Source organism: Pseudomonas sp. MF6751 (assembly GCF_016613265.1).
GTDB lineage: Bacteria > Pseudomonadota > Gammaproteobacteria > Pseudomonadales > Pseudomonadaceae > Aquipseudomonas > Aquipseudomonas fluorescens_BV.
The window spans coordinates 14338-39921 of record NZ_JAENSV010000045.1 but is presented as its reverse complement, the minus strand read 5'-3'; the positions used below and the strand labels follow the sequence as shown (position 1 = coordinate 39921).

Genomic DNA, 25584 nt, shown 5'->3' with positions numbered 1-25584 from the left:
TCATCACCCACCATTCGCTTCAAGTGTTACGCGCAGCGGTAGTTCAGTCGGTTAGAATACCGGCCTGTCACGCCGGGGGTCGCGGGTTCGAGTCCCGTCCGCTGCGCCATATTCGGTCACCTGGAACGCTGAACGCCAGGTAACCAAAGAAAGCCCGCTCATTGAGCGGGTTTTTTTCTGTCCGAAATATGGCAAAAAATCGTGCGTTAAACTTTTTTTAAATAAATTGCATTTAAATCAAGACATTACGATTTTTTGGTGTATGATGCGCCCACACCGAAACGAAGGGTGATTAGCTCAGCTGGGAGAGCATCTGCCTTACAAGCAGAGGGTCGGCGGTTCGATCCCGTCATCACCCACCATTCGCTTCAAGTGTTACGCGCAGCGGTAGTTCAGTCGGTTAGAATACCGGCCTGTCACGCCGGGGGTCGCGGGTTCGAGTCCCGTCCGCTGCGCCATATTCGGTCACCTGGAACACTGAACGCCAGGTAGCCATAAGAAACCCGCTCATTGAGCGGGTTTTTTTTCGCCTGCGATTTAACGCGCCTTACGGTGCGTTGCGGCTGTGGCGGTAGTCGCTGACGGCCTCATACACCGCTTTGCGCAGCCGGTTGATGCCGCCGATGGGGCGGTGCGCTTCCAGCCCGAACCAGGGGTTGAACGACTGGTTATCGCACGCCAGGTTCTGCGCCGGCGTGTCGAAGTCCTGGGCGGGAATCCTGACCTTGGCCACGGTTTCATACGGCGCGTCGCTTTCCTTCCATTCGATGCTGGTGTCTTCGATGGGCATGAACGCCTGCGGGTTTTGCCGCTGGATCTGCAGCACAAAACACGCGTCTACACGGTCGGTGGACAGTTGCTGGTTGAGCGCGCTGCGCAGGAAGTTCGGCAGGGCCTGGTTCTGTTTGGGCAGCACATAACCCGGGCAGCTTTGTGGGTCGGGCGCGACGCGGAACTTGGCGTTGGCCGCGCCAAACTTGTAGGGCGACACTGAAAAGTAAGTCGTCTGCGTCGGGCTGGCCGGTGCGGGCGCCAGGGTTGCCAGGGCGATAAACAGGTGACGCACTTGCCAACTGCGCGGGTCGAGCTTGGGAAAGAAAGCCAGGACCTTCTTGCCATCCGCTTGCGCGCCGATGTTTTGCGCGTATTCCGCGACATCGCTGACAAAGAAGTTCGGGTGGCTGAACATCACGAAATCCTGTTCGGTGCGCGCTTGCTGGTCGGCCATCAGTTGCTTGCCCGGCACATCCAACAGCTTGATGGCCATGCCGCGGGCATCGCGGATGCTGTCGAATTGCGGATAAGCGTTGCCGTTGGACAGGCGCATCGTCGCCTGCCAGGTCTTGCCCGGCTCGGCAAACACACCCTGGCGCAAGGCCGGGTCGAGATCTGTCAGAACGCTGACCTCGGCTTTCACGCACCCATGGGCCTTGGCATGGGCATCACGCAGGTAGCGAGTGCCTTCGCGATGCTGATCAACGATGCGCACGGCGGTCTGGATGATGCCTTGGGTCATCGCCGCTTCACCCGGCGGGATCTGTTCCTTCACCGACACCGGGCCCCTGTGCTGCCAGGCGAACCACGCCATGGCCAACACCCAGCCCAGCAGGCCCAGGCCCAGTAGCCATAACAGGCTTTTACCCACAAAGGCGCCAAGGCGCAGCCAGAGACGAGCAAGCATGGAGCGGTCCTTGTTTTGCGATCGGATAATCATGGCAGTTGTTGCTCCAGCGGGCCGCCCAGCACCTTGAGGTATTCGAGCAGCGCCCAGCGTTCCTGCGGTAGCAGGCCACGGCCGATCACGCCATTGCCACGTTCGCCGGCACGGAATTCGTGGCCGCTGTTGTGGTTGCCGGTGATTCTGGTATCGAACAGGAAGGCATTCTTGAAGGCGGTGGTCTCAAACCCCAGGTGACGCGGGTCGTAGTTGAAGGTGCCCTTATAGAAGGTAGTGCTGCGTTCGTCCTGGGGCGAGAGCAGTTGGTAGATCGTCGGCACCGAACCGTTGTGCAGGAACGGTGGGGTGGCCCATACGCCGGCCAGTGGCCGCGCTTTGTAGGCACGCAATTCGCGCACGCCGATGGGCAGGCCGAACCCGTCCAGGCCTGGGCGCTCGGCCGGGGTCACGCCGGCCGCACGGTAGGCATGCTCTTCGACGAAGGCGGTGACATAGGCTAAACCCTGGGCCACGGACATTTTTTTCAGGTCCAGCGGCGCGGTGGGGGTGGGGTGCAGTTCGACATTGAGCCGGGCCAGTTCGGCCGGGTCCCATTGCAACGCGCTGAGGTCATAGCGTTGGTCGGCAATGTTGTTGGCCGTGCCGGGGTCGGTGCCGATGTAGTTCACCGGTAGCATTTTCAACTGCTGCACCGGACGGCCGTTTTCCTGGGTGACGGTGGGTAGGTGGCAGCCGGCGCAGTTCTCGGCAAAGAGTGCGCGACCCTGGGCGGCGAGGGGCTTGTCGATGGCACCGAACAAGTCTTGCGGCCAGGTCGGCGGTTTGAGCCGTTGCAGGGTTTCTTCGATCAGGTGCAGGTCGCGCACACGTACGCTGGACGGGTAGCGGGCATCGCCTTTGAGCGGTTGCCCGGCAGTGTCGAAGAACGTCAGGGTCGCGCCTACGCCAAGGGCTTCGCCGATGTTGCGCGCCATGGGCTGTTGGGCCGAGCCATTCCACTGTACCCAGTCGAAGGTCCAGATATCCCACAGCTGCGGGTAGTCCACTGGCGCATTGGCGACGCGATAATTGTCTGGGGAAATAGCGTCGCCAAAACTGGCGTTGGCGATGCGCCCAAAGGCGTCAGTACGGCCCGGGCCTTCTTCGGTGGGGTAAAGGCCACGGTGGGTGTCATTCCAGGCAACCTTGAGGAACTGGTTCAGCGATTGCTTGAAGTCCTTGCGCAGTTGATCGCGCTGGGCGTCGTACTGATCCCCCAGGACCTTGTGGGCAAAGCGCTCGAACTTCCATGGGTTGTAATAGGTAGCGGCCAGGCTGGCGACCAGGGCCTGGCCGAAACTGCCGCCACGCAACGTGGGAACGCTGGAGGGCAGTACGTGTTGCGCCGAGCCACCGTCGATACGCAGGGCCTGGCCCTTGAAGTGCAATTCGCCGGTGTGGCAGGCCGCACAGGTGATATCCAGGTACTGAGCCTTGCTGTCGGCGTTCTGGTGCCGGGCGAACCCTACCGGCAGGTTGCCAGGGTTTTGCGCGGTGGGCACCTGTTTGGGATCGACCAGGAAGCCAAAGCGCGCCAGGTACTGCGGCGCGGCAAAGCGTTGCTCGGAGAACGGCAGCTCCAGGGCGGTGAACCAGTCGTAGTGCAGGCCTTTTACTTGAGTGCCCTGGGGCGTGAAGTAGTAGGTCTGGCGGTCGGCGGCACTCCATTGCTCCTGATAGTGCACCTGTTTCACGGGCACGTAATCCGGCAGCTTGGGGTTGAGGGTGTAATAGAGCACCACGGCCAGGATCAGGCTTAGTGCGATCAGTATCAGGATTAAAACTCGGGAAAAAATGCGCAAGATAACTATCCTTGTCGAATTGTCGCGTTGTTATGCCACTGCGCCACAGGTGCGGCAAGTAGCGATTAGCCTGCTGGCAGGCGGTCCCGCGATCCGTCGCGGTGGCCCATGATAAATGGAAATGCTTTTAAACACGTGAACTTATCAGAAGTTTCCTGCTCACATGCCGGTAGCCATTGGTCGGGGCCGCCTGATAAGCTCGCGACTTTATTCGAATGCCCTTTTGGCGCATGAACAAGGAAATAGCATGAAACAGCATCGGTTGGCGGCGGCGGTGGCCCTGGTTAGCCTGGTACTTGCGGGTTGTGATTCGCAGACCAGCGTAGAGCTGAAAACCCCGGCGCAGAAAGCTTCCTACGGCATCGGCCTGAACATGGGCAAGAGCCTTGCCCAAGAAGGCATGGACGACCTGGACTCCAAAGCTGTTGCCCAAGGCATCGAAGATGCCGTCGGCAAGAAAGAGCAGAAGCTCAAGGACGATGAGCTGGTTGAAGCGTTTGCCGCACTGCAAAAGCGTGCTGAAGAACGCATGACCAAAATGAGCGAAGAGTCGGCAGCCGCTGGCAAGAAATTCCTCGAAGACAACGCCAAGAAAGACGGCGTCGTCACCACCGCTTCCGGTCTGCAGTACAAGATCGTGAAGAAGGCCGACGGCGCACAGCCTAAGCCAACCGACGTGGTGACTGTTCACTACACCGGCAAGCTCACCAACGGCACTACCTTTGACAGCTCTGTAGATCGTGGTAGCCCGATCGACCTGCCGGTCAGCGGCGTGATCCCGGGTTGGGTCGAAGGCTTGCAACTGATGCATGTTGGCGAGAAGGTCGAGTTGTACATCCCGTCCGACCTGGCCTACGGCGCCCAGAGCCCGAGCCCGGCGATTCCAGCCAACTCCGTGCTGGTATTTGACCTGGAACTGCTGGCCATCAAGGACCCAGCCAAGGCAGAAGCAGCAGACGCACCTGCTGCACCAGCCGCCAAGAAGTAATCGGCGCCTGAACACACAACGCCCCGTCTCGACGGGGCGTTGTTGTTTTCGGGGTTGTATCAAACGATGCAAAAATTTCTGTGGGAGCTGGCTTGTCGGGTCGCCGCATCGCTGTGATGACCGCCAGACGCTCAGCACTCCAAATGTGGGAGCTGGCTTGCCTGCGATGACGGCCTGCCAGCCTACACCTACTAACTGACACACCACGATCAACCTGTGGGAGCGGGCTTGCTCGCGAAGGCGGCCTGGCAATCAACACAGTTGGATTGTGTACATATCCATTGCTGCGGTAACGGCCACATAGGGTTCCGCCCTGACGGCGGCTCACTTTGCAAGAGCGGCAAAGTAAGCAAAACGCTCTTGCCCCACCACTCGGCACCTCGCTCAGGCTCGGTGTGCCCGTAATCCGCCAGTGATTTGGGGGGCCGCCGCCACGCGCCATCCATGGCGCGGGGCGGCTAAACCGGCATCCCTGCAGGTTTACCCCCCAAATCCCTGTCGAATTCCGGCCAGCGTGGTTTAACGGGGCGCCTAAGATCAAAAGCAGATCAAGATCAAGAGCGGCTCGCTTCGCATCGTGGTTAGCGTTGGCTGCTACAGCCTGTAAAGTTGTGTTGATGCGTAAGGCAATCGCAGGCAAGCCAGCTCCCACATTTGGAGCCCAGGGTGTCTGAGAGATAGGCATCGGCTGGCAGGCTGCCACGTCGTACCGGGTCGTGTAGATGTCTATGGCTATCGCTATCGCACGCCAGCCAGCCCCTACGTTGAAGCCTCTGCAAATCCAAACGAACGTCCGCAATCGGACACAGTCTGATATAAGACTCGAGCACGGGTAGCCGCACATACACGCCAAGTCAATGAATTCTTGGGTTTTTTTTTATGTGCGCAAAAAACGCCCGATCTGACTGTAGGCCTTGTAGTCCGTGGCTTTCAGCCGATAAAACAGGCTCTGTTCACAAGGTTATCCACAATTTGTGTGGATAACCTTTTATGTCGCCTGGAACTGGAGTGCCCTATGAAACCACCGTTCAATTTCACCCGTTTCCTGCCCATGGCCGCACGTCTGCTCGGCCGTGGCCGCCTGCCCACCCTGTTGTTTGCCGTCGCTGCCAAAGGCTCAAGCCAGGGCAATCGGCTCGGCCAGCTCAAGGATGATCTCAAATTGCTTCAGGCCCTGTGCCTGGCTTACTGGCGCGGCGAATACCGTGCGATCAGCCCGAAGGCGCTGATCTCGGTGGTGGCGGGGCTGATGTACTTTCTCAGCCCGATTGATGCGATTCCGGACTTTCTCCCCATGTTCGGCATGCTCGACGACATCGCCGTGCTGGCATGGGTCATGAAGACCCTGAGCGGCGAACTGAGCGCCTTTCGTGCGTGGCGCGATGCGCAACGCCCGGAAAAACTCGCAGTGGTTGAGCGCCTGCCAGCGACGCCTGAGCTGCTGGCCCGGGAAAACCCGCAAAAAAACTAATGATGCCGGGTATCCCCCGGCGACCTTCGTGGCTGTTAGGATTACACTTCTAAGGAAAGAGCTTACTTAGTAAGTGTTTTTATCCTACGGGGCAGTCATGGATATTCAGATCATTTCACGCGATGGCGCACCCGAATACGCGGTGTTGCCATGGGACCAGTACCAGGCGCTGCTAAAAGCTGCCGGTCAGCAGCAACCTACCCCTGCCGCCTCTACCGCCATTGATCAGGACCTGCGCCCGCTCGCAGCCCTGCGCGGCCTGCGTGAAGCCAAGGGGCTGGCTATCGAGACCCTGGCACGCACAGTGGGGATCAGCCCCTCATACCTTGGATTGATTGAAAGTGGTGAACGCCAGCCGGATGCCGCCATTCGCCGCAGCCTGGCTTGGGAATTGGGCGTAGCAGGTTGGAGGGATGAGTCTTGAGCCTACGTATTAGCCGTCAACACTGGGATGGGTTGCTCAACGAACTGGATCAGGCGCGGCGCAAGCGCCATTTGCTCACGTACCGTGCGCTGCTTGAGCGCCTGCAATTCCCCACGCCGGCCATGCAGACCCTGGCGGCGGCCCTGGAGCACCTGGCGGCGCTGGATGCCAAGGCCGAGCAGCCGCTGCGCAGTTCCCTGGTGATCAGCCAGGGTGCCAGCCGCCTGCCGCGCACCGGTTTTTTCGAATGTGTGGAGCGCCTGGGGCGGTTCAGCGGGCCTTCTGATGGCGTGGCCGCCGCGTCCTGGCATGCTTCCGAAGTGGTGCGGGTGTTCGAGTACGAGTATCCGGAGTCCGCCGAGGCCTAAAGCGCCTGGGAGCAGGTGTCCATGCTGTCGATCACGTGAATGCTGTAGCCCGCAACATCCTTGGCATGGTGCTTGGCTTGTGACGCCAGCTCTGCCAACTGGCTGGCATCGAGTTGTGCACAGGCCTGTGGATACAAATGCACCACGCCGATGGACAGCGACAGCAACGCATACTCCTGGCGCACGCCCTGGCGATTAAGGGCCACGAAGCACCCAGACTCCAGGTGTTCAGCGCGGTAGAAGCGTCGGCATTGGGTATGGAAGTCATCCAGCAACTGGTTGAGCCGCTTGCGCCAATCCTGCGGGCCCAGCACCAGCAAAAAATCATCCCCACCAATATGCCCGACAAAGTCGCGGCTGGGGTCTACCCGGTCGTTGAGGCACTGCGCCAGGCACAGCAGCACTTCATCCCCGCGCCCGTAGCCGTAGATATCGTTGAACGGTTTGAAACTGTCGATATCCACATAGCAGATCACCGACTCGCGCTGTTGCTGCAGTAGCCGGGTGAGGCACTGCTGGATCGGCACATTGCCAGGCAACAAGGTCAACGGGTTGGCGTAGCGGGCCTGCTGGATTTTCAGCTCCGTGATCAACTTGAGCACGTCGATGACCCGACCCAGCCCCAGGTAATCACCGTTCAGGGTGATGATGAAATCCTCTTCGATGCGTTGCCGCGCGCGGCTGGTCAATAAGCGGCTGACCTGCTGCAAGGACTGGCTCAGTTCCACCGCCAAAAAGTCATCGCTCATCAAGCGGCTGATGGGTTTACGTGCAAACAGATCGGTCGCGAACGGCTTGAGCAACGCGTCCGACAACGAGTGCCGGTGCACAATGCCGACCGGGCAACCGCGGCCGTCCAACACCGCCAGCGAGTTGAGGTTAGCCTGGCGGCGGAACGATTCCAGCACTTGGGCGGTGGCGGTGTCTTGATCCACGGCGGGCTGCTCATTGAGCAGGGCGCTCAGGTCACTGCCTTCGTCATTGAGGGCCAGCGTGGCGTTATCCGGCTTGGGCAACATCAGGCGCGCTTCCTGCGGTGGCTTTTCTTGAGGGCGGCAGAGTAGGTAGCCCTGGACCAGGTCGACACCCATCTCGGTCAACACCGCCAGTTCTTCCGGCAGCTCGATGCCCTCGGCAATCACTTGGGCGCGGGACGCCCTGGCGATCTGCAGGATCGAGCCGACAAACTCACGCTTGAGGGCGTCCTGGTGAATGCCGTCGATAAAGTGCCGGTCGATCTTCACGTAGTCCGGGCGCAGTTCGGACCACAACCGCAAGCTGGAATAACCGGCGCCCAAGTCATCCAGTGCGATGGCAAAACCCATGTCGCGGTAGTGGTGCAAGGCAGTTTGCAACAGCGCGAAATCGTCGGTGGGTGCCTGCTCGGTTAGCTCGATCACCACCTGGCTGGGAGAAATGCCGAAGTCGCGCAACAGTTGCAGCGTGCGCCCTGGCTGATGTGCGTTCTCCATCAAGGATTCGGGCGAGATATTGAGGAACAGCTTGCCGGGCAGTTTCTGCTCGCTGAAGCGCCGGCATGCACTCTCTCGACACGCCATGTCCAATTCGCTCAGGCGCCCGGCGTGGCTGGCCACCGAGAACAGTGCGACGGGGGAGTGCAGCGGGCTGTTGGACGGGCCACGACTGAGGGCTTCATAACCGAGGATGCGTCGCTCTGACAGACAGATGATCGGTTGGAACAGGCTGTGCAAACTGCCTTGAGCCAGGATTGAGCCCAATGCATTCAGCTGTTCGGTCATGGTCATGGCGGTCTCGATCAAAAAAAAGGACCGCAGGCGTAAACCTGCGGTCCTTTTATTTCACGACAGAATGATGTCTATATGATGACACTCCGAGGAGCGATCACATTAAATCGCCATCATTTACTGCTTGGCCACCTGCTTGGTGATTTTCAGATAATCCAGCAGGATCCGGCCAGTCTCGGCCAAGTAAGCGTCGTCTTCCGGCTTGGTTTTATCCGCCTCGGTCGGCAGCGCGTCTTCATCTTCTTTCTTCAGCTCTTTGAGCGGGTCTTCACCCTTGGCCTTGCGGCGGGTGTTTTCCAGCACCAGTTGCTGATTCTCGATGCTGGAGTGCTGTGCACGGCGATCCGCTTCGTTGAGGCTGACGGTCTTCTCTTCCATCAGCTTCTTGGCCAGGGCCAGCTTGTCGCGAATAAACACGAACTCGGCGTCCTTGGCAGAGCGGGTGTCATGGTCAGCCTTCAACTGAGCCAGGAAGGGCTTGAACGGATCCGACGCCGGCTTGATCGCAGGGCGGATGGTGTCCCACGGCATGGCTTCAGGCAGGGCACTTTCGCCGATTTCCTTGGTGTCGATGATCGACGGGAAATCGATATCCGGCAGTACGCCCTGATGCTGGGTGCTCTGCCCGGATACCCGGTAGAACTTGGCCAGTGTCAGCTTAAGCTCGCCATGGTTCAGCGGTTGGATGGTCTGCACGGTGCCTTTGCCGAAGGTCTGGCCGCCGATGATCAATGCACGGTGGTAGTCCTGCATGGCACCGGCGAAAATCTCCGAGGCCGAGGCCGAGAGACGGTTGACCAGCAGCGCCATCGGCCCTTTGTAGAAGGCCCCTGGGTTCTCGTCTTCGAGCACGTCGACACGGCCGTCAGCGTTGCGTACCAACACGGTCGGGCCCTTGTCGATAAACAGGCTGGTCAGCTCGGTAGCTTCCTGCAGGGAGCCGCCGCCGTTGTTGCGCAGGTCGATGACCACACCGTCGACTTTCTCTTTCTGCAGTTCTGTCAGGATTTTCTTCACGTCGCGGGTGGTGGACTTGTAGTCCGGATCACCGGCGCGGAACGCCTTGAAGTCCAGGTAGAAGGCCGGGATTTCAATCACGCCCAGCTTGTAGTCCTTGCCATCCTGCTTGAGGTTGAGGACTTTCTTCTGCACGGCCTGGTCTTCGAGCTTCACCGCTTCACGGGTGATGGACACGATCTTGCTGGTCTGGTCGTTCGGTGCATTGGTGTGCGGAATCACTTCCAGGCGCACCACGCTGCCTTTAGGCCCACGGATCAGCTTGACCACTTCGTCCAGGCGCCAGCCAACCACATCGACCATCTCTTTGTCGGCCTGGGCCACGCCGATGATCTTGTCGGCGGGTGCTACTTGCTTGGTTTTGTCAGCAGGGCCTGCCGGCACCAAACGTACGATCTTTACCTGGTCATTGTCGCTTTGCAGGACGGCACCGATGCCTTCCAGGGACAGACTCATATTGATATCAAAATTTTCCGCGTTATCTGGCGACAGATAATTGGTGTGCGGGTCGTAGGACATCGCAAAGGTGTTGATGTAGGCCTGGAAGATATCCTCGGCACGGGTCTGGTCCAGGCGCGCCAGCTGGTTTTTGTAGCGCTTGGTCAGCAGTTCTTGAATGGCCTTGGGCTCTTTGCCGGCGATCTTCAAGCGCAGCACTTCGTCCTTGACGCGTTTGCGCCACAGGTCGTCCAGGGCTGCGGTGCTGGTCAGCCAAGGGGCGTCCTTGCGGTCTACCAGAAGGGTTTCTTTCTGGGTGAAATCGAGTTTGTCGACGCCCTTGTTCAGCTCACCCAACGCGAAGTCCAGACGCGCTTTGACGCGGTCCAGGTAACGCTTGTAGATGGTGAAGCCGGGTTGCAGGTCGCCGCTCTTGAGGAAGTCGTCGAATTGGGTCTTCCACTTGTCGAACTCAGCGATATCGCTGGCCAGGAAGTAGCTGCGCGAGGGGTCCAGCAGCTTGAGGTAGCTGTCGTAGATGATCACCGAGCGAGCGTCGTCCAGCGGCGGCTTGCTGTAGTGATGGCGCTTGAGCAACTCGACGACGTTAAGGCTGGCAATCACCTCATCGCGATCAGGCTGAAGGTTGTCCCAGCTATTGGCTGCGAACGTATTGGTCGACATCGACGCGAAGCCGAGACCAATGAAAAAAGCGAGGGCGGTGCTGGGGAACAGATGCTTCATGCTGATTCGACGCGGGGGCAATTGATAACGCATATTAGGCCGTCTTTGAGGGAGCCGGTTCCATATGGTCCGGTCGCATAATGCAAAAAGCCCGGCGCTACAGCACCGGGCTCAGTCCAGACTCACTATGGAGGCACTGTGAAAGCATTGCAAGGCGTTGACGGTGATGTGGGGGGCTAGAACAACCTCGTCCTACGTCCGGTGTAGTCCATATTGCCAATAGCCTGACCGAATCCTAGATTGAAATGCAGTCAGTGTGGGAGCTGGCTTGCCTGCGACAGCGGTGCAACAGTGAAGAATTCTTCATCTGGCGCACCGCTGTCGCAGGCAAGCCAGCTCCCACAGGTTGATGTCTATTGATTCAGGTCCAGTGGTGGATCGGCCAGCCGGCCTGTTCGGCATGGGCGCGCAACACCGGGTCCGGGTTCACCACCTGCGGGTGATCCACCTTGAGCAGCAGCGGTAAATCATTGCGCGAGTCCGAATAGAAATAGGCACCTTCAAGGGTTTCGCCTTCCTGCTCCAGCCATTCCAGCAACCGCGTGATCTTGCCTTCACGGTAAGTCAGTACACCCTCTGTCTTGCCGTCGTATACCCCATGGCTGACGCTCAGGTTAATCCCCAGCACTTCCTCGATACCGATACGCGCAGCAATCGGCGTGACCAGGTGAGTGCCCGAAGCGGAAATCACCAGGATCCGGTCACCGTTCGCGCGGTGGCGGGCGATGGTCTTGGTGGCGTCGCTGTAGATCAGCGGCTCGATCACGTCCTCGACCCACGGCTCCACCAGGTGCTCGATTTCTTCCGGGGTTCGGCCGATCATCGGCTCCAGGCTGAAATCCATGAAATCTTCCATCAACAGCTTGCCCTGGCTGTAGGCATCCATCAGCTCGTTGTTCCTGCGCATGAATGACTCAGGGTCTACCCAGCCGAGGCGGCCCATCTGTTCGCTCCACAGCGTGGCGCAGTCGCCGTGGATCAAGGTGTCGTCCAGATCAAAAATTACCAATGCCATCGGTGATGCTCTCTCTCAATAGGTCGCTGCCTGTCAGGCTACTTCACACAGTGCGCTGGGGTCGATGGAAAGTGCCAGGCGTTGGCCGTCCGGATGCAGGTCGTCGGCCGAACGATTGAGCACGTCCACCACCAGCTCGACACCACGGGCTTCGATGCGGTAGCGAATCACGTTACCCAGCAGGCTGTGGCTACGCACCAACGCATCGAGCTCGCCACTGCGGCTCAACTCGATGGCCTCGGGGCGAATCGCGATGCGCCCGCTGATCGGTCGCTGCAGCAGTTGGCTGGCCTTGTCGGCATCGAGCAGGTTGTAGTTGCCGATAAACCCGGCAGCGAACACATCCACCGGCGCGGTATAGAGGGTTTCGGCATCGCCGCTCTGCACGATCTTGCCCTGGTTCATCAAAAAGATGCGGTCGGACATGGTCAGCGCTTCTTCCTGGTCATGGGTCACAAAGATCGTGGTCAGCCCCAGCTCGCGCTGGATCTGGCGGATCTGCTCGCGCAAGTGCTTGCGAATACGTGCATCCAATGCCGACAGCGGTTCATCCAGCAACAGCAGGCGCGGGCGGGTCACCAGGGAGCGGGCGAGGGCGACGCGCTGGCACTGGCCACCGGACATCTGGTGCGGATAGCGGCCGGCCAGGTCCTTGAGTTCCACCAGTTGCAGCACTTCTTGCACGCGCTTGTGACTGTCGTCGGCGTTGACCTTTTGCATGCGCAGGCCGAAGGCAACGTTCTGTTCCACAGTCATGTTGGGGAACAACGCGTAGCTCTGGAACACCATGCCGATCTGGCGTTTCTGTGGGCTCAGGGGCACGATGTCCTGACCATCCAGGAGGATTTGGCCACTGTCCACCGGCGTAAGCCCGGCGATGCAGCGCAGCAGGGTGGATTTGCCGCAACCGGACGGGCCGAGCAGGGTGACGAACTCGCCTTTGGCGACCTCGCAATTGATATCGCTGAACACCGGGGTGCCGGCGTAGCCTTTTTGCAGGTGTTGGACGCTGACGAAGCTCATTGGCTTTTGTCCTTGTTCAAGAGAGTGGCGGCCCAGGTCAGTACCAGCACGAAGAAGAAATAAGAGATCACCACGGCGCTGGTGAAATGGCCACTGCTGTTGCGCATGTTGTTGAGGTACACCTGCAGGGTTTCGTAGCGGGTGCCGACGAGGATGTTGGCGAACACGAACTCGCCGAACAGGAACGAGAACGACAGCAGCAGCGCCACCATCAGGCCCTTGCGCAGGTTGGGCAGCACCACCAGGATCGCGGCCTGCCAGGTGCTGGCGCCGAGCAGTTGCGAAGCGTCCATCAGGTCGCGCAGGTTGATGGCTTGCAGGTTGTTGGTGATCGCGCGGTACATGAACGGCAGCGCGACGGTGAAGTAGCAGCCGATCAAAATCCATGGCGTGCCCACCATCGCCAGCGGCCCGGAACCGTACAGTTGCAGCAGACCCACCGAGGACACCACCGGCGGCACCGCAAAGGGCAGCAGGATCAGGATGTTCATCAGCGCGTCGAGCTTGGGAAAGTGGTAATGCACCACGAACAGCAGCGGCAAGATCAACACCACCGAGAGGATAAGTGCGCCCACGCAGACCAGCAACGATTGCCCGAAGGCCATCAGAAAGCGCGGGTCGCTCCACAGCTGTACATACCATTTCACGCTGAAGCCGGCGGGCAGGATGGTTGCCGACCAACTGCTGGAAATCGAGTAGACAAAAGTGCCCACCAGCGGCAGCACCAGGATCAGGAACAACAGGTACACCACCACCCGATGGTAGAGGGAGGCCGTACCGGCTTCAGCGCGAGACATGGTAGCTCCTCTTGAGCAGCAGTTGGTGCACCACCGTGACCACGGTCATCAGCGCCACCAGCACCACGGCCAGGGCGCTGGCCATGTTCGGGTCCAGCGACACATCGCCGGAGACCAGGCCGGCAATGCGAATTGGCAGCACGTTGAAGTTGCCGGTAGTAAGCGCATAGACCGTGGCGTAGGCGCCCAGGGCATTGGCCAGCAGGATCACAAAGGTGCCGAGCAGGGCCGGGGTGAGCACCGGCAGGCCGATATGGCGCCAGAACTGCCAGCCATTCGCACCGAGCAGCGCGGCAGATTCGCGCCAGTCTTCGCGCAATGCGTCAAAGGCCGGGTAGAGCAACAGTACGCCGAGGGGGATCTGGAAATAGGTATAGAGGATGATCAAGCCGGTTTTCGAGTACAGGTTGAAGTCCTCGATGATCCCGGCCTGCTTGAGCATGAGGGTGATGCTGCCGTTGAACCCCAGCAGGATGATGAACGCGAAGGCCAGGGGCACGCCGGCGAAATTGCTGGTCATGTTGGCGAACGCGGTGACGAAGTTGCGCAGCGGCGAATCCACTCGGCGCAGTGAGTAGCTGCCCAGGGTGGCGATGATGATGCCGAAGATGCTGGAGTAGAAACTGATCTCCAGGCTGAACTGGATGGCCTGCCTGTAGAACTTCGAGGTGAAAATGCGGGTGAAGTTTTCCAGGCTCCAGCCGGCCTCGTCGGTTTGCAGGCTGCTGATCAGCACCCACACCAGCGGTGCGATCTCGAACACGATAAAGAACAGTGCGAAGGGCAGCAGGCATAACAGGGCCAGCCATTTGCCGCGGGTCAGTGCATTCACTTGAGCAGCTCCCGGCACACAGGTTTGTCGTGGGGCACGCCGAGCAGTTCGCAGACGGTGCCGCACAGGTCGGTCTGTTTAGGCACGGCGTCGGTGTCCAGGCTGAAGGCGTCACCGATGACAAACAGTGGCACTTCCCGTTCTTCGCGCAATAGGCCGTTGTGGGAGCGGTCGTTGTTCATGCCATGGTCGGCGGTGACCAGTATCTGGTAACCGGCATCGAGCCAGCCTTGCAGGTAGTCGGCCAGGATAATGTCAGCCGAACGCGCGCTGTTGCGGTATTGCGCAGTGTCGAGGCCATGCTTGTGGCCGGCGTCGTCGATGTTCATCGGGTGCACCAGCAAAAAGTTTGGCGCGTGCTTGAGCCGCAGGCTTTCGGCGTCGGCGAACAGGTGGGAATCGGGGTAGTGGTCATTCCAGTAGAAATGCCCGTGCTGGATCGCCAGGGCCTTGTCGTCGGTATGACGATCGCGGGCGGCGAGAAAGGGCGTGCGGTTATACAACTCGCTGACCCAGTGGTAAGCCGCCGCAGCGGTGCTCAAGCCGGCGTCGGTGGCGTAATGGAAAATGCTGCGCTGGGTGGACAGGCGCGAGACGTTGTTGTGCACAATACCGCTTTGGATCGGCGGCACGCCGGTGAGGATGCATTCATACAACGGGCGGGACAGGGCAGGCAGTTCACATTCCAGTGTGTAGAGGGCTGCGCGTCCTGCGCCGACGTAGGCCTGCAAGTGCCCCATGGCGTGCCGGGCAACCTCGAAGTTGAGGCCGTCGAGCACCACAAGGATGACATTGTGCTTCATGGGGGCTGGGGCTCCGCAACAGAGGGTATGGCTCAGTATCAACTTGGAAGGGGATCAAATGTGGGAGCTGGCTTGTTGTGGCGAGCAAGCTTGCTTGCGCTGGGGTGCGGACCACCCCCAAAAAGCCGGCTCCAGCTACGCTGTCGAGCGGGAGCAAGCTCCCTCGCCACAGCAAGCCAGCTCCCACACTGACCGCCTTTGGATCAGAGATACCGATTACTTCATTTCTACGATGACCTGCTCGTTCCACATCTGTGGCAGCTTCTTGGACGTCGCTTCCCAGGCATCGGCATCCTTGATCGGCTGCGGGTTGGCCTTGGTGTACTGCTCGCCAGGAATCAGGTTTTTGGCAACGTCCGCCGGCAGTTTCAAGTCGGTTTCAGCCCGGATCGGACGCGCATTGCCGCGTGCCAGGTTGAGCTGGCCGGCATCGCTGAAGATATATTCGCGGGTGAGCTTGGCGGCGTTCGGGTGCTTGGCGTATTTGTTGATGATGGTGGTGTAGCCGGATTTCACCGAGCCATCCGAGGGGATCAGCACCACGTAGTCATCCGGGTTGGCCATCTTGGCCTTGTAGCTCAGGCCGTTGAAGTCCCAGACGAGACCCACTTCGACTTCGCCTTTTTCCATGGTGGCGATGGTCGGGTTGGAGAGCGAGAGGCGACCTTGCTGGGCGATCTTGGTGAAAAATTGCAGGCCCGGCGCGATGTTTTTCTCGTCGCCTTTGTTGGCGATGGCTGCGGCGAGTACTGCGTTCGAAGCCTGGGCGGCGGTGCTCACGTCACCCACCGAGACCTTGTATTTACCGGTTTGCAGGTCAGCCCAGGTGGTGGGCACTTCGGAGCCGTGCAGCAGCTTCTTGTTGACGATAAAGGCGATGGTGCCGGTGTAGGCCAGGGCCCAGTGACCGTCCTTGTCTTTCGCCCAATCCGGCACCTGCGCCCAGGTGGACGGTTTGTACGGCTGGGTGACTTCCTGTTTCACCGCGATCGGGCCGAAGGCTGCGCCCACGTCACCGATGTCGGCGCTGGCATTATCTTTTTCGGCTTTGAACTTGGCGATTTCCTGGGCCGAGCTCATGTCGGTGTCGATGTGCTTGAGGCCGTAGGTCTTGGCCAGGTCTTCCCAGGTGCCTTTCCAGTTGGCCCAGTCATCGGGCATGCCGACGCTGTTGACGGCGCCTTCCGCTTTGGCGGCGGCTTCCAAGGTTTTTAGATCGTTATCAGCAGCCATGGCGGCGGTGCACATGGCAATGGTCGAGCCTAACAGTGATGCCAGGAAAAGCTGTTTCATCCGAAGCTCCTTTGGGCGTTTTCAACGCGGCGTTTTATCTGAACGTTAGCGGTGGTTTGGTCTAGGTCAGCAATACCTGAGCCAATCTAGGCCCCCTGGATGACAGTTTCATGTCGATGTCGTTTTTGAAGCGCTGATGTCGCTTAGCTCCCACTTAGCGTAGACCATGCCCAAGTGCCCGCAGGCCCTGGACTTGGCCGATGTATTGCAGGGGGTGGTAGAGGCAGTCGACAGCCTTTGTCATCTGTCGGTCATGTGGAGTGCCTAGGCTGGCACACAGCAGCAAAAGCCCAGATAGAGCGCGTTTTGTGCACCTGAACGGTGCTGGTCTAGTCCAGATAGGTAACGTTGATGCGTGATGAGGCAATCAAGGCGGTAACTTCCATCGGCCTGGCGCTGCAGGAGCAGATCGACCATGGCCTGTTGCCGCCTGCCAGCAAACTGCCCGCCGAACGCAAGCTCAGCGAGTTGTTTGGTACCACTCGGATTACCGTGCGGGAAGCCTTGTTACAACTGGAGGCCCAAGGGCAGATCTACCGCGAAGAGCGTCGGGGTTGGTTCGTCTCACCGCCACGGCTGGCTTATAATCTGATGCAGCGCAGCCATTTTCACGCGATGGTCAGCGACCAGGGGCGTGAGGCTTCCACGCAGGTCATTTCCGCACGCTTGCAACCGGCGTCGGCGGCGGTGTGCGCGTGGTTGCAGTTGCCGGCGTTGTCGAGCGTGATCCAGATTTGCCGGGGACGCAGGATTGACGGGCGCCTGGTGTTGTATGTGGAGCACTATCTGAACCCGCAGTATTTTCCGGGGATCCTGGCGTGTGATTTGAATCAGTCGATGACTGAGCTGTATGCCAGCAAATATGACTTGCACTACGGGCGGGTGCGTTTCGAGATTGTGCCGACCTCACTGCCGGTGGAAGCAGCCGCTGCGCTGCGCGTCTCGGTAGGCAGCCCGGGCTTGCGCATCGCCCGGGTCAATTACGACCAGCATCAACGCCTGATCGATTGTGACCTGGAGTTCTGGCGGCATGATGCGATTCATGTGGGTGTGGATGTGGTGTAGCGGCTGGTGCACCGCGAACCCATGTGGGAGCTGGCTTGCCTGCGATGGCATCGACGCGGTAGGCCTGACAAACCGAGGCGCCCGCATCGCAGGCAAGCCAGCTCCCACATTGAACCGAGTTTATCCCTGACGGATCGGTGGTTTGCCTAGGGCGTAAGAGCCTTGATCACTTGATCTACATTGGTTTCCAACTCCGTCACCGGGTCGGCACCGTCCACATTCAATACCAACAGTCTGGAGCCGCCGGCAGTGATGGCGGTTTTGACTGCATCGCTGGGTTGACGGTGATGCAGCACCACCGCCACATCGTTGTCCTTCAACGCGCTGCTGAGTTTTTGCAGCGCCTCGGGCGTCCACTCGGCATCGGGCCGTGCATCGGTGCCGAGCACTTCCAGGTTCAGGCTGCTGACCAGGTACGCGAAGTGATCGCTCAAGCTGAACACACTCAGGTTGTCGGCCTTGGCCAAGCGCGCCTCGCTGTCGGCGGTGAGCTTGAGTAAACGCTGTTTGAGCGCGGCCAGGTTAGCGTCGATCCTGGGTTTGGCAGCCGGGGCCAGGCGGCTCAGGTCGGCGGCCATCACGTCGGCCATGCGCCCCATATTGTTGCTCGATTGCCAGGGTTGGCTGTTCAAACCGTCGGTGACACCCGGTTGTACTGCGATACCCGGCAAGCCGCCGTCCACCGGGCGTGCGGCATCGACTTCGACGATGCGGATATTGCTGCGCCGCGCCACGGGGTACAGCGGGTCATCGGCCCACAGCGAGCGCAGGCCGATGGCCGCGTCGGCGTCCAGCGCCAACTTGTTCAGTGCCGCAGCACCGCGGCCGGTGAAGTAGGACACCTGCCGCGAACCGGGCAGGTTGGCCGGCGCGGCGCGTTCAAGCGCTACGTTGGTGCCTTTGAGCAGCGCCTCGGCCAAGCCGTAGGTAATCGGCAGCGAGGCCAGCACCTTGACCGGCTGCGTGGTCTTGGTCAGGGCTGCGTGACCGAGGCCCTGGTTGACTTTGAAGTCCTTGGCGTCGAAACCGTCGACGGCCAGCGCCGACGTACTCATCAAGCAAGCGATGGCCAGGGCCAGTGGGCGAAAGACAGGGCGCATTATCCAAGATTCCCTTTGAGGCTGGGCACAACGCCACGGGCGATGGCGGCGAAGGCGAAGGCGATACCGGCAACCAGAATGATGGCGGCGCCGGATGGGATGGGCAGGTCGAAGATGATCGGCAGCAGGATGCCGCACAGGGTGCTGACGGTAGCGATCAACACCGAGATCCAGAAAAACCCTTTGAGTGACTGGCTCAACAGGCGCGCCGCAGCGGCAGGAATCACCAGCAAGGCGCCGACCAGGATTGCGCCGATGACCTTGACCGCGGCAACGGTGATCAGGGTCACTAGGATCACGAACAGGTAGTCCAGGCTTTTCACCGCCACCCCGCGCACTGCCGCCAATTGCGGGTTGAAACTGGCCAGCATGATGCGGTTGTACAGCGGCAATGCCAGGGCCATCACCAGCGAGCCGACAATGGCCAGTACCAGCAGATCGTTGCCGTTGACCGTCAGCACTGAGCCAAACAGCACGTTCTCGAGAATGTGCACGTTGATCTTGCCGGCCAGGATCAGCAGCAGGCTTGCCCCCAGTGCCAGGGACACGGACAGGAACACGCCGATCAAGGTATCGGGCGCCAGGCCGGTGCGGTTGCGCAGGTAATTGAGCAGGATGCCGAACAGCAGGCAGTAGCCAAACAGGCTGCCATAAGGCCCGGTATAGGGTTCTCCCAGCAGGATGCCCACGGCCACGCCGGTCAGCGCGGCATGGCCGACCGCTTCGGAGAAAAACGCAAAGCGCTTGACCACCACCAGCGTGCCCAGGCCGCCGAGTACCGGGCCGATCAACAAGCCGGCGAGCAGGGCGTTGACCACAAACCCGTAGGCCAGGGCTTCGGGCAGGTAACCGGAAGAGGCCCAGCCCTGGACCATCAAGCGAAAGGCTTCATAACTCATGGCGCCGGGCTCCGAGGGTGGGTGGAGAACAGAGTGAGCAGGCGGTCCGGGGTCAGCGCCTCTTTCGGTGTGGCGTCGAACAGCACGCGGCGGTTCAGACCGGTGACGCGGTCGGCCAGGCGGCCAACGGCCTCCAGGTCGTGCTCGATCCACAGCACCGTAATCCCAGCCAGGCGCCAGTCGTTCAATAGCCGTTCGAACACCTGGATACCCGCCTCGTCGAGGGCCGACATCGGCTCATCCAGCACCAGCAACTGCGGCGCCGGAATCAGCCCCTGGGCCAGCAGTACGCGCTGGCGCTCACCTCCGGACAACGCGCCCATGCGGCGCTTGCGCTTGTCTTGCATGCCGACGCGCTCAAGGGCATCGCCAATCGCTGTTGCGTAATGCCTGGACAGGCCCAGAAACGCCGGGCGACGCTGGCACATGGCAGCCATGAAATCGTCCACAGTCATCGGCAAGCCCCGGTCAAATTCCAGCGCCTGGGGCACGTAACCGATGGTGCCGGGTGTGGTTGGCCATTCCAGGCTCAAACGCCCCTGGTGCGGCGTCTGCCCCAACAGGGTCTTGATCAGCGAGCTTTTGCCGCCGCCGTTGGGGCCGACCAGCGCATGGATGCTGCCCGGTTGTACCTGGAAACTCACGCCATCAAGGATCACGGTGCGCCCCAGGGTCAGCGAGACCTGGTCGAAGTTCAGGGTGGGGCCGACGCTGACGGGGTTCAGTTGCTGTGCGGCGGTCATGCTCCCGACTCCTGAATCGCCCGTACTACGGTGTTGAGGTTGCCGGTCATCTCCACTTCGTACTTCTCGGCGCTGTATTCGCCGTAGGAAATATGCGACAGCGGGTACAGCTTGACCCCGGATTCACGCTGGATGGTATCGACGTAGGTGGACGGGAAATCCATCTCCGAGAAGATCACTTTCACATCCAGAGCACGCAGTTCATCGATGGTCTTTTTCAGCTGGCTGGGGCTTGGTTCGATACCGTGGGCCGGTTCGACCACGGCGGTGACCTCCAGGCCAAACTCGCGCAACAGGTAGTCGTAGGCCGCGTGTACGGTGGCGACGCGCAGGTCCGGGTTGGGCGCGCTGGTCAGCTTGGCCAGGGCGTCGGCGCGCATCTGACGCAGGCGCTTGCCGTAGGCGCGGGCGTTCTGGGTGTAGGTTTTGGCGTTGTCCGGGTCGAGCTTGCCCAACTCACGGGCAATGTTATTGACCTGGGCAATCGACGCGCTGATTGACAGGAAGGTGTGCGGGTTGACCACCTTGCCCGCACCGCGTGCCGCGTTACCGGTAGCGGCGAGCAGCGGCACGTTGGCGTTGGCTTCGATCACCGGGATGTCCGGGCGCTCGCTGGTGGCGATCATGCGGTCGGCGAAGTCGTCATGGCCGACGCCGTTGAGCACGATCACATCCAGGGTGCCGATGCGCTTGATGTCTTCGGCGCGCGGCTCGTAGGCGTGGGGGTTGAAACCGGCGGGAATCAGCGGCACCACTTCGGCCTTGTCGCCCACGATATTGGCTACATAGCTGTAATAGGGGTGCAAGGTAATGCCGATACGCAGGCGCTTGGCCGCCTCGGCATTGGCAAGGGGGGCGAGCATCAGGCTGAACAGGCCAACCAGCAACAGGCGCAACAGGGGCGATGACATAGACATGGGCAATCGGTCTTCTCGTTCAGTGACGGTGCTGGCGGGTAACGCCGGCATCGAATTGCGCGACCACCTGCTGCCAGCCGGCCGCGATCAGCGCCTGGTCAGTGAGGTCGGATGGGGCGGCAAGGTTGGCGCTGCGGTTGAGCCAGATATCCGGCTCACTGCCTTGCACGCGCATCAGCAGCGAACCGCTGGTGGCCGGCGCCTGGCTCAAGCCCAAGTAGGCAGCCGGTGCCAGCAGCTGCCAGCGGTGGCCGCCGCGGCTTACTGAGCTAGCGTCCTGGGCAAAGGGAGCGAAGCCTTCTTCGGCCAGTTGCTCAGGCGTCGGCAGGGCGCTGTGTTCCTGCTGCAACAGGTGGATTTCATCCAGGGTCACCCGCAGGTCGGCGTAGATGCCTTGCTCGGCCGCGCTCAGGTCGCGGCGGGCGTCCAACTGATGGCTTGGCACCGCCGCGACTTCCTGGGTTTCCCCATGCAGCGCCACGACCGTGCCCGCCACAGCGAGGATGATCAGACACAACAGCAACACATAAAGGGTTTCGTGGCCCGCGCCCGCGGGGCGTACAACCTGTGTGGTACTCATTGCGACGGGATATCCGCTTGGTCGATTTCCACCACGTGGCCGGGGCCGGCATCGAATAGCACGTAGAACTCGGCGGCGGGCTTCTTGAAGGTCAGGGTCGAATCCTCGCCGAGCTTGCCCGGCACCAGGATGGTTTCGTCGTAGCCGATCACATCCAGGGTTACGCCGGGGGCGCCACTGCCGTCGGAGAAGCCGCCTTTGCACTGGATCTGCTCACCGGGGATTTCCTTGCATTCGCACATCGGGTTGTGGGCGAAGGCGGTGGTGCTCAGGCCGGCGCACAGCAACAGCGCGGCGCGGGTGAAGCGCTTGAACGTCATGGTTTGACTCCTTGCTTGTTCAGCCAGGCAATGGTGGCAGGCGAGGCCTGGCTCAGCGGGATGGAACCCTGGTGCATGCTGCCGTCCCACCCTTCCATGGTCACCCATATTTCGGCGTCCGCCGGGGTGCGTTCGGGGATCGGCAGGGCGGCGCCCATACGGTACGGCGTGCCGAAGAAGATCACTCCGGCGGCGCGCAGGCTGCGGGGTTTGCCGATACGCAGGTAAGTGGCCTTGACCTGCTCGGCACAGGTATCGCACAGGGCAGCGTTGAAGAACTTCATCGGGCCAGCCGGGTTCGGGCTCGGGCCTTCGTTGCGAAACTCGGCCAGCGTCAGGCTCCAGGGGCCGACTTGCACCTGCCCGGCCACGCGCTCGCCGATGCCGGTATCCCCGCGAAACAACGCGGCGTCGGCAAAGTATTTGGGCATGAACCCCAGCGGCACCAGCAACAGCAGGATATTGATATGGAAACGCCATTTCAGCCAAAAGGCGCGCAGCGGGGACGGGGGTACGGTTGCGACCTTGCTCATCGCTGAGCCTCCGAGGTGTCGGCGTGCATGGCCGGGATGGGCGCATGCTGACGTTGCGTCTTGGCCTCGCGCTTGAGGGCGTTGAGGGTGGCCAGGGCGGTGCGCTTGGTCCAGATCAGCAGGCCGCTCAACACCATCATGCTCAGCACCAGGCCGAAGAATGCCCAGATCAGCTTGATCCACAAACCGCCAAAGTCCCCGGTGTGCAGTGGGCGCATCGACTCGGTGACGAATTCCAGCGGGGTACGGTCGGACAACAGGTTCGAGACCGCGATTTCACCGTCATAGGGGTTCAGCTGTGCGGTCTGGAACATCAACGGGTACCAGCCACGCCCGCCGATCTGCAGGTGGCTGTAGGCGTTGCTTGGCATGAACACAAAGCTGGCATCCAGGCCGGGGATTCGCTCGGCGGCGATGTCGATCGCCTTGTCGATAGGGATCATCGGTGCCGGCACGCCCGGCGCCGACAGCGGCACCTTATCCCGTGCGATCACTGGCACGATGGGTTCACTGGAAATGGATATCTGGTTGTCGCCCAGGACAGCCTCGATCAGGAACCAGGTGCCGGTGATAGAAATGACCGCGATAAACCAGATCGACCAGATGCCGCTCAGGCGGTGAAAGTCGCCCCAGAAGATTCGCGCGCCGTGGCGGATGCGCAGGGTAGGGCGCAGGAAGCCTTTCCAGAAGCGCTTGTACACCACCAGCCCGGTGATCAGCGAGGCGAGCAGCGGCAAGCCCAACGCGGACACCAGGTACCAGCCCCAACTGTACCCATTGGTGAACGGCACTAGCCACCAGCCGTGCAGGGCACGAGTGAATTGCTGGAAGTTGAACGAGGGGCTGATGCCTTGGATCGCTCCGGTATAGGGGTTGGCATACACCTCCACGGAGCGCCCATCCGGGTAGCTGAGGCCAACGCTTAGCGCGAAGTGCGACTCATCCGGGCGGATGATGGACTGGACGATAGCCTTGGGTTCATCGCGCTTGATGGCCGCGATCACCTGGTCAAAGCTCAACGGCTGGGCTTCATCCGACGGCTTGCTGGCGCGGATATCCGGGTTGGCCAGCCACACGATTTCCTGGCTCACCACGGCCAGGGTGCCGGTGACGCAGACGATCAGTACAAAGAACCAGATGGGCAACGCCAGCCAGCTATGAACGAGAAACCAGAGTTTGGAGCGTGACTTCTTCGACATATGAATGAGGGTCTTGATCGGAGGGGGCGATGGAGGCCCGGAAAAGGCCAGTCGTAGCTTTTGCTGACGCGACAGGCTGTATCTAAGTTAAGACGGATGAGAATGAGAAATCCCTAAGGCGTATATGAAAGAAAATGTTTCAGGATTGCATTCAGGGTATGGCGTAACCCTGTGGGAGCTGGCTTGCCTGCGAAGACGGCTTGACAGTCAACACAGTCGGACCGTGTACATATCCATTCCTGCGGTAACGGCCACTTAGGGTTCCGCCCTGACGGCGGCTCACTTTGCAAAAGCGGCAAAGTAAGCAAAACGCTCTTGCCCCACCACTCGGCACCTCGCCCAGGCTCGGTGTGCCCGTAATCCGCCAGTGGTTTGGGGGGTCGCCGCCACGCGCCATCCATGGCGCGGGGCGGCTAAACCGGCATCCCTGCCGGTTTACCCCCCAAATCCCTGTCGAATTCCGGCCAGCGTGGTTTAACGGGGCGCCTAAGATCAAAAGCAGATCAAGATCAAGAGCGTCTCGCTTCGCATCGTGGTTACCGTCGGCTGCTACAGCCTACAAAGTTGTGTAGATACCTATGCTGCGATGACATCGACTCGATCCAACGGATGCACCGAGTCGTCTCATTGCAGGCAAAACCAGCTCCCACATGGGAGGTGCATTGCGCTGCAACTATCAGCCTTGCTTGAACAACTCCATGGCGCGCTGGCGGATCTGCTCCTCGGTGAGGTCTTCCTTGTGTGTGGCCAGGAACCAGAGATGACCGAACGGATCTTTCACGCTCGCAGAGCGGTCGCCATAAAACTGATCCTTCGGCTCGGACACCACGGTGGCGCCGGCATCAACCGCTCGTTGAAATTGTGCATCCACATCTTCCACATACAGATGCAGACCAATGCTGGTGTGCTCATCCGGATTGCGCAGGGCCATTTGATCGCAGGGCGTACCGAGCATCAGCGACGAATCACCAATCCGCAGTTCGGCATGACCCACCCTGCCGTCGGGCATGTCCAGGCGCATGACTTGCGTGGCGCCAAAGGCTTTTTTGTAGAACTCGATGGCCTCGCCCGCTTTGTCGATGCCCATATAAGGTGTGAGGCTGTGATAACCGTCGGGAATAGCTTTGACGTTCATGACATTCTCCCTGAGTCGAGGTATGAACATTTCACTATAGGCCACGTAATGCGTGGCCTGCGGGCAACCGACGAGGTGCTTTTATCAAGACGGTGTGGTGGGCTCCAGCAGTTGGGCGCCCGGCCCATACTCAGCGAGCTTATCGTCCTGATTGCGTAACGGGCACGCCTCCATCGATAAGCACCCGCAACCGATGCAGCCATTGAGCCTGTCGCGCAGCAGCACCAGTTTGTTGATGCGCTCATCCAGATCTTCACGCCACAACGCCGATAGGCGCTCCCAGTCGTGAACATTGGGGGCGCGCTCATCGGGCAAGGTGCGTAATGCCTCGCCAATGGTAGCCAGCGGAATGCCCAAGCGCTGGGCGATCTTGATCACCACTACGCGCCGCAATACATCCCGTGGATAACGCCGCTGGTTACCCGCATTGCGATTGCTCTTGATCAGCCCTTTTGCCTCGTAGAAGTGCAGGGCAGTAACCGCTACGCCGCTGCGAGCAGCGAGCTGCCCGACGCTGAGTTCCTTATTGAGCATGAACATCTCCCAAACAGTGCTTGACCTCGACTTAACTAGAGGTTTTACCCTGCGGGGCATC

The 25584-nt window shown here is 60.4% G+C and carries 25 protein-coding genes and 3 tRNA genes; 8 read left to right on the top strand and 20 right to left on the bottom strand.

Annotation, left to right across the window (positions count from 1 at the left end):
• Positions 1-32 precede the first annotated feature (32 nt).
• From JJD66_RS23760 to JJD66_RS23750, 3 genes are all read left to right on the top strand, one after another.
• Positions 33-109 (top strand) — tRNA-Asp (locus tag JJD66_RS23760).
• A 177-nt stretch (positions 110-286) separates the two neighbouring features.
• Positions 287-362, top strand: a tRNA-Val gene (locus JJD66_RS23755).
• Positions 363-381: 19 nt separating this feature from the next.
• Positions 382-458, top strand: a tRNA-Asp gene (locus JJD66_RS23750).
• An 89-nt stretch (positions 459-547) separates the two neighbouring features.
• Here JJD66_RS23750 and JJD66_RS23745 read toward each other — a convergent pair.
• Positions 548-1681, bottom strand: a complete 1134-nt coding sequence (locus JJD66_RS23745; protein ID WP_200649182.1) for a catalase family protein — start codon at positions 1679-1681, stop codon at positions 548-550.
• 29 nt (positions 1682-1710) lie between these two features.
• Positions 1711-3519, bottom strand: a complete 1809-nt coding sequence (locus JJD66_RS23740) for a di-heme-cytochrome C peroxidase (protein WP_200649181.1) — start codon at positions 3517-3519, stop codon at positions 1711-1713.
• Positions 3520-3766: 247 nt separating this feature from the next.
• Between JJD66_RS23740 and JJD66_RS23735 the strand changes: the two genes are divergently transcribed.
• The 4 genes from JJD66_RS23735 (at position 3767) to JJD66_RS23720 (ending at position 6770) form a co-directional block, all read left to right on the top strand.
• Positions 3767-4507, top strand: coding sequence for an FKBP-type peptidyl-prolyl cis-trans isomerase (locus JJD66_RS23735; RefSeq protein WP_003190133.1), 741 nt, complete (start codon positions 3767-3769; stop codon positions 4505-4507).
• Positions 4508-5522: 1015 nt separating this feature from the next.
• Positions 5523-5978, top strand: a complete 456-nt coding sequence (locus JJD66_RS23730; protein ID WP_056788425.1) for a YkvA family protein — start codon at positions 5523-5525, stop codon at positions 5976-5978.
• A 97-nt stretch (positions 5979-6075) separates the two neighbouring features.
• Positions 6076-6402 (top strand): helix-turn-helix domain-containing protein, encoded by a 327-nt coding sequence (locus tag JJD66_RS23725; RefSeq protein WP_200649180.1) that lies wholly within the window; start codon positions 6076-6078, stop codon positions 6400-6402.
• Positions 6399-6770, top strand: a complete 372-nt coding sequence (locus tag JJD66_RS23720) for a hypothetical protein (protein WP_200649179.1) — start codon at positions 6399-6401, stop codon at positions 6768-6770. The genes JJD66_RS23725 and JJD66_RS23720 overlap by 4 nt, the downstream gene beginning before the upstream one ends.
• On the opposite strand, the gene JJD66_RS23715 is transcribed toward JJD66_RS23720, so the two are convergent.
• The 8 genes from JJD66_RS23715 to JJD66_RS23680 form a co-directional block, all read right to left on the bottom strand.
• On the bottom strand, positions 6767-8536 hold the full coding sequence (locus JJD66_RS23715) for a bifunctional diguanylate cyclase/phosphodiesterase (RefSeq protein WP_198716719.1): 1770 nt from the start codon (positions 8534-8536) through the stop codon (positions 6767-6769). The genes JJD66_RS23720 and JJD66_RS23715 overlap by 4 nt on opposite strands.
• A 117-nt stretch (positions 8537-8653) precedes the next feature.
• The gene (locus JJD66_RS23710) at positions 8654-10735 is read right to left on the bottom strand and encodes a carboxy terminal-processing peptidase (RefSeq protein ID WP_223816873.1); all 2082 of its coding nucleotides are present in this window, start codon (positions 10733-10735) and stop codon (positions 8654-8656) included.
• 361 nt (positions 10736-11096) lie between these two features.
• Positions 11097-11750: an HAD family hydrolase gene (locus JJD66_RS23705; RefSeq protein WP_034127241.1), complete on the bottom strand. Its 654-nt coding sequence runs from the start codon at positions 11748-11750 to the stop codon at positions 11097-11099.
• A 33-nt stretch (positions 11751-11783) separates the two neighbouring features.
• Positions 11784-12773: an ABC transporter ATP-binding protein gene (locus tag JJD66_RS23700; protein ID WP_034127242.1), complete on the bottom strand. Its 990-nt coding sequence runs from the start codon at positions 12771-12773 to the stop codon at positions 11784-11786.
• Positions 12770-13570 carry an ABC transporter permease gene (locus JJD66_RS23695; protein ID WP_032892564.1) on the bottom strand — a complete coding sequence of 267 codons (801 nt, stop codon included), beginning with the start codon at positions 13568-13570 and terminating at the stop codon, positions 12770-12772. Before JJD66_RS23695 ends, JJD66_RS23700 begins: the two co-directional genes overlap by 4 nt.
• Positions 13557-14402, bottom strand: a complete 846-nt coding sequence (locus JJD66_RS23690) for an ABC transporter permease (protein ID WP_200649178.1) — start codon at positions 14400-14402, stop codon at positions 13557-13559. Before JJD66_RS23690 ends, JJD66_RS23695 begins: the two co-directional genes overlap by 14 nt.
• On the bottom strand, positions 14399-15205 hold the full coding sequence (locus JJD66_RS23685) for an alkaline phosphatase family protein (protein WP_105226334.1): 807 nt from the start codon (positions 15203-15205) through the stop codon (positions 14399-14401). Before JJD66_RS23685 ends, JJD66_RS23690 begins: the two co-directional genes overlap by 4 nt.
• A gap of 216 nt (positions 15206-15421) precedes the next feature.
• Entirely contained in the window at positions 15422-16498 is a 1077-nt protein-coding gene (locus JJD66_RS23680) for an ABC transporter substrate-binding protein (protein ID WP_200649177.1), read from the bottom strand.
• A gap of 351 nt (positions 16499-16849) precedes the next feature.
• Here JJD66_RS23680 and JJD66_RS23675 point away from each other — a divergent pair, with 351 nt between their 5' ends.
• Positions 16850-17563 carry a UTRA domain-containing protein gene (locus JJD66_RS23675; protein WP_003190151.1) on the top strand — a complete coding sequence of 238 codons (714 nt, stop codon included), beginning with the start codon at positions 16850-16852 and terminating at the stop codon, positions 17561-17563.
• A 146-nt stretch (positions 17564-17709) separates the two neighbouring features.
• On the opposite strand, the gene JJD66_RS23670 is transcribed toward JJD66_RS23675, so the two are convergent.
• The 10 genes from JJD66_RS23670 to soxR form a co-directional block, all read right to left on the bottom strand.
• Positions 17710-18663 carry a metal ABC transporter solute-binding protein, Zn/Mn family gene (locus JJD66_RS23670; protein WP_200649176.1) on the bottom strand — a complete coding sequence of 318 codons (954 nt, stop codon included), beginning with the start codon at positions 18661-18663 and terminating at the stop codon, positions 17710-17712.
• The gene (locus tag JJD66_RS23665; RefSeq protein WP_003190154.1) at positions 18663-19562 is read right to left on the bottom strand and encodes a metal ABC transporter permease; all 900 of its coding nucleotides are present in this window, start codon (positions 19560-19562) and stop codon (positions 18663-18665) included. The genes JJD66_RS23670 and JJD66_RS23665 overlap by 1 nt, the downstream gene beginning before the upstream one ends.
• Positions 19559-20305, bottom strand: coding sequence for a metal ABC transporter ATP-binding protein (locus tag JJD66_RS23660; RefSeq protein WP_200649175.1), 747 nt, complete (start codon positions 20303-20305; stop codon positions 19559-19561). The genes JJD66_RS23665 and JJD66_RS23660 overlap by 4 nt, the downstream gene beginning before the upstream one ends.
• Entirely contained in the window at positions 20302-21222 is a 921-nt protein-coding gene (locus JJD66_RS23655; RefSeq protein WP_054897879.1) for a metal ABC transporter substrate-binding protein, read from the bottom strand. Before JJD66_RS23655 ends, JJD66_RS23660 begins: the two co-directional genes overlap by 4 nt.
• 19 nt (positions 21223-21241) lie before the next feature.
• Entirely contained in the window at positions 21242-21802 is a 561-nt protein-coding gene (locus JJD66_RS23650; protein WP_014717807.1) for a DUF6162 family protein, read from the bottom strand.
• Entirely contained in the window at positions 21799-22122 is a 324-nt protein-coding gene (locus JJD66_RS23645) for a hypothetical protein (RefSeq protein WP_020301064.1), read from the bottom strand. The genes JJD66_RS23650 and JJD66_RS23645 overlap by 4 nt, the downstream gene beginning before the upstream one ends.
• Complete coding sequence (locus JJD66_RS23640) at positions 22119-22655, bottom strand: hypothetical protein (protein ID WP_019817260.1); 537 nt, start codon at positions 22653-22655, stop codon at positions 22119-22121. The genes JJD66_RS23645 and JJD66_RS23640 overlap by 4 nt, the downstream gene beginning before the upstream one ends.
• Positions 22652-23854, bottom strand: a complete 1203-nt coding sequence (locus JJD66_RS23635) for a PepSY-associated TM helix domain-containing protein (RefSeq protein WP_105226337.1) — start codon at positions 23852-23854, stop codon at positions 22652-22654. Before JJD66_RS23635 ends, JJD66_RS23640 begins: the two co-directional genes overlap by 4 nt.
• Positions 23855-24530: 676 nt before the next feature.
• Positions 24531-24989, bottom strand: coding sequence for a VOC family protein (locus JJD66_RS23630; RefSeq protein ID WP_054897881.1), 459 nt, complete (start codon positions 24987-24989; stop codon positions 24531-24533).
• An 84-nt stretch (positions 24990-25073) separates the two neighbouring features.
• Entirely contained in the window at positions 25074-25523 is a 450-nt protein-coding gene (gene soxR / locus JJD66_RS23625) for a redox-sensitive transcriptional activator SoxR (protein ID WP_198716882.1), read from the bottom strand.
• Positions 25524-25584 lie beyond the last annotated feature (61 nt).

Excerpts from the sequence above, each read along its gene's own strand:
- JJD66_RS23730 (WP_056788425.1), top strand. The coding sequence starts at position 5,523 with ATGAAACCACCGTTCAATTTCACCCGTTTCCTGCCCATGGCCGCACGT.
- JJD66_RS23660 (WP_200649175.1), bottom strand. The coding sequence starts at position 20,305 with ATGACCGCCGCACAGCAACTGAACCCCGTCAGCGTCGGCCCCACCCTG.
- JJD66_RS23645 (WP_020301064.1), bottom strand. The coding sequence starts at position 22,122 with ATGACGTTCAAGCGCTTCACCCGCGCCGCGCTGTTGCTGTGCGCCGGC.
- JJD66_RS23715 (WP_198716719.1), bottom strand. The coding sequence starts at position 8,536 with ATGACCATGACCGAACAGCTGAATGCATTGGGCTCAATCCTGGCTCAA.
- JJD66_RS23670 (WP_200649176.1), bottom strand. The coding sequence starts at position 18,663 with ATGCGCCCTGTCTTTCGCCCACTGGCCCTGGCCATCGCTTGCTTGATG.
- JJD66_RS23640 (WP_019817260.1), bottom strand. The coding sequence starts at position 22,655 with ATGAGCAAGGTCGCAACCGTACCCCCGTCCCCGCTGCGCGCCTTTTGG.
- JJD66_RS23745 (WP_200649182.1), bottom strand. The coding sequence starts at position 1,681 with ATGCTTGCTCGTCTCTGGCTGCGCCTTGGCGCCTTTGTGGGTAAAAGC.
- JJD66_RS23685 (WP_105226334.1), bottom strand. The coding sequence starts at position 15,205 with ATGAAGCACAATGTCATCCTTGTGGTGCTCGACGGCCTCAACTTCGAG.
- JJD66_RS23650 (WP_014717807.1), bottom strand. The coding sequence starts at position 21,802 with ATGAGTACCACACAGGTTGTACGCCCCGCGGGCGCGGGCCACGAAACC.
- JJD66_RS23680 (WP_200649177.1), bottom strand. The coding sequence starts at position 16,498 with ATGAAACAGCTTTTCCTGGCATCACTGTTAGGCTCGACCATTGCCATG.
- soxR (WP_198716882.1), bottom strand. The coding sequence starts at position 25,523 with ATGCTCAATAAGGAACTCAGCGTCGGGCAGCTCGCTGCTCGCAGCGGC.
- JJD66_RS23710 (WP_223816873.1), bottom strand. The coding sequence starts at position 10,735 with ATGAAGCATCTGTTCCCCAGCACCGCCCTCGCTTTTTTCATTGGTCTC.
- JJD66_RS23705 (WP_034127241.1), bottom strand. The coding sequence starts at position 11,750 with ATGGCATTGGTAATTTTTGATCTGGACGACACCTTGATCCACGGCGAC.
- JJD66_RS23655 (WP_054897879.1), bottom strand. The coding sequence starts at position 21,222 with ATGTCTATGTCATCGCCCCTGTTGCGCCTGTTGCTGGTTGGCCTGTTC.
- JJD66_RS23675 (WP_003190151.1), top strand. The coding sequence starts at position 16,850 with ATGCGTGATGAGGCAATCAAGGCGGTAACTTCCATCGGCCTGGCGCTG.
- JJD66_RS23630 (WP_054897881.1), bottom strand. The coding sequence starts at position 24,989 with ATGAACGTCAAAGCTATTCCCGACGGTTATCACAGCCTCACACCTTAT.
- JJD66_RS23735 (WP_003190133.1), top strand. The coding sequence starts at position 3,767 with ATGAAACAGCATCGGTTGGCGGCGGCGGTGGCCCTGGTTAGCCTGGTA.
- JJD66_RS23635 (WP_105226337.1), bottom strand. The coding sequence starts at position 23,854 with ATGTCGAAGAAGTCACGCTCCAAACTCTGGTTTCTCGTTCATAGCTGG.
- JJD66_RS23665 (WP_003190154.1), bottom strand. The coding sequence starts at position 19,562 with ATGAGTTATGAAGCCTTTCGCTTGATGGTCCAGGGCTGGGCCTCTTCC.
- JJD66_RS23725 (WP_200649180.1), top strand. The coding sequence starts at position 6,076 with ATGGATATTCAGATCATTTCACGCGATGGCGCACCCGAATACGCGGTG.
- JJD66_RS23700 (WP_034127242.1), bottom strand. The coding sequence starts at position 12,773 with ATGAGCTTCGTCAGCGTCCAACACCTGCAAAAAGGCTACGCCGGCACC.
- JJD66_RS23695 (WP_032892564.1), bottom strand. The coding sequence starts at position 13,570 with ATGTCTCGCGCTGAAGCCGGTACGGCCTCCCTCTACCATCGGGTGGTG.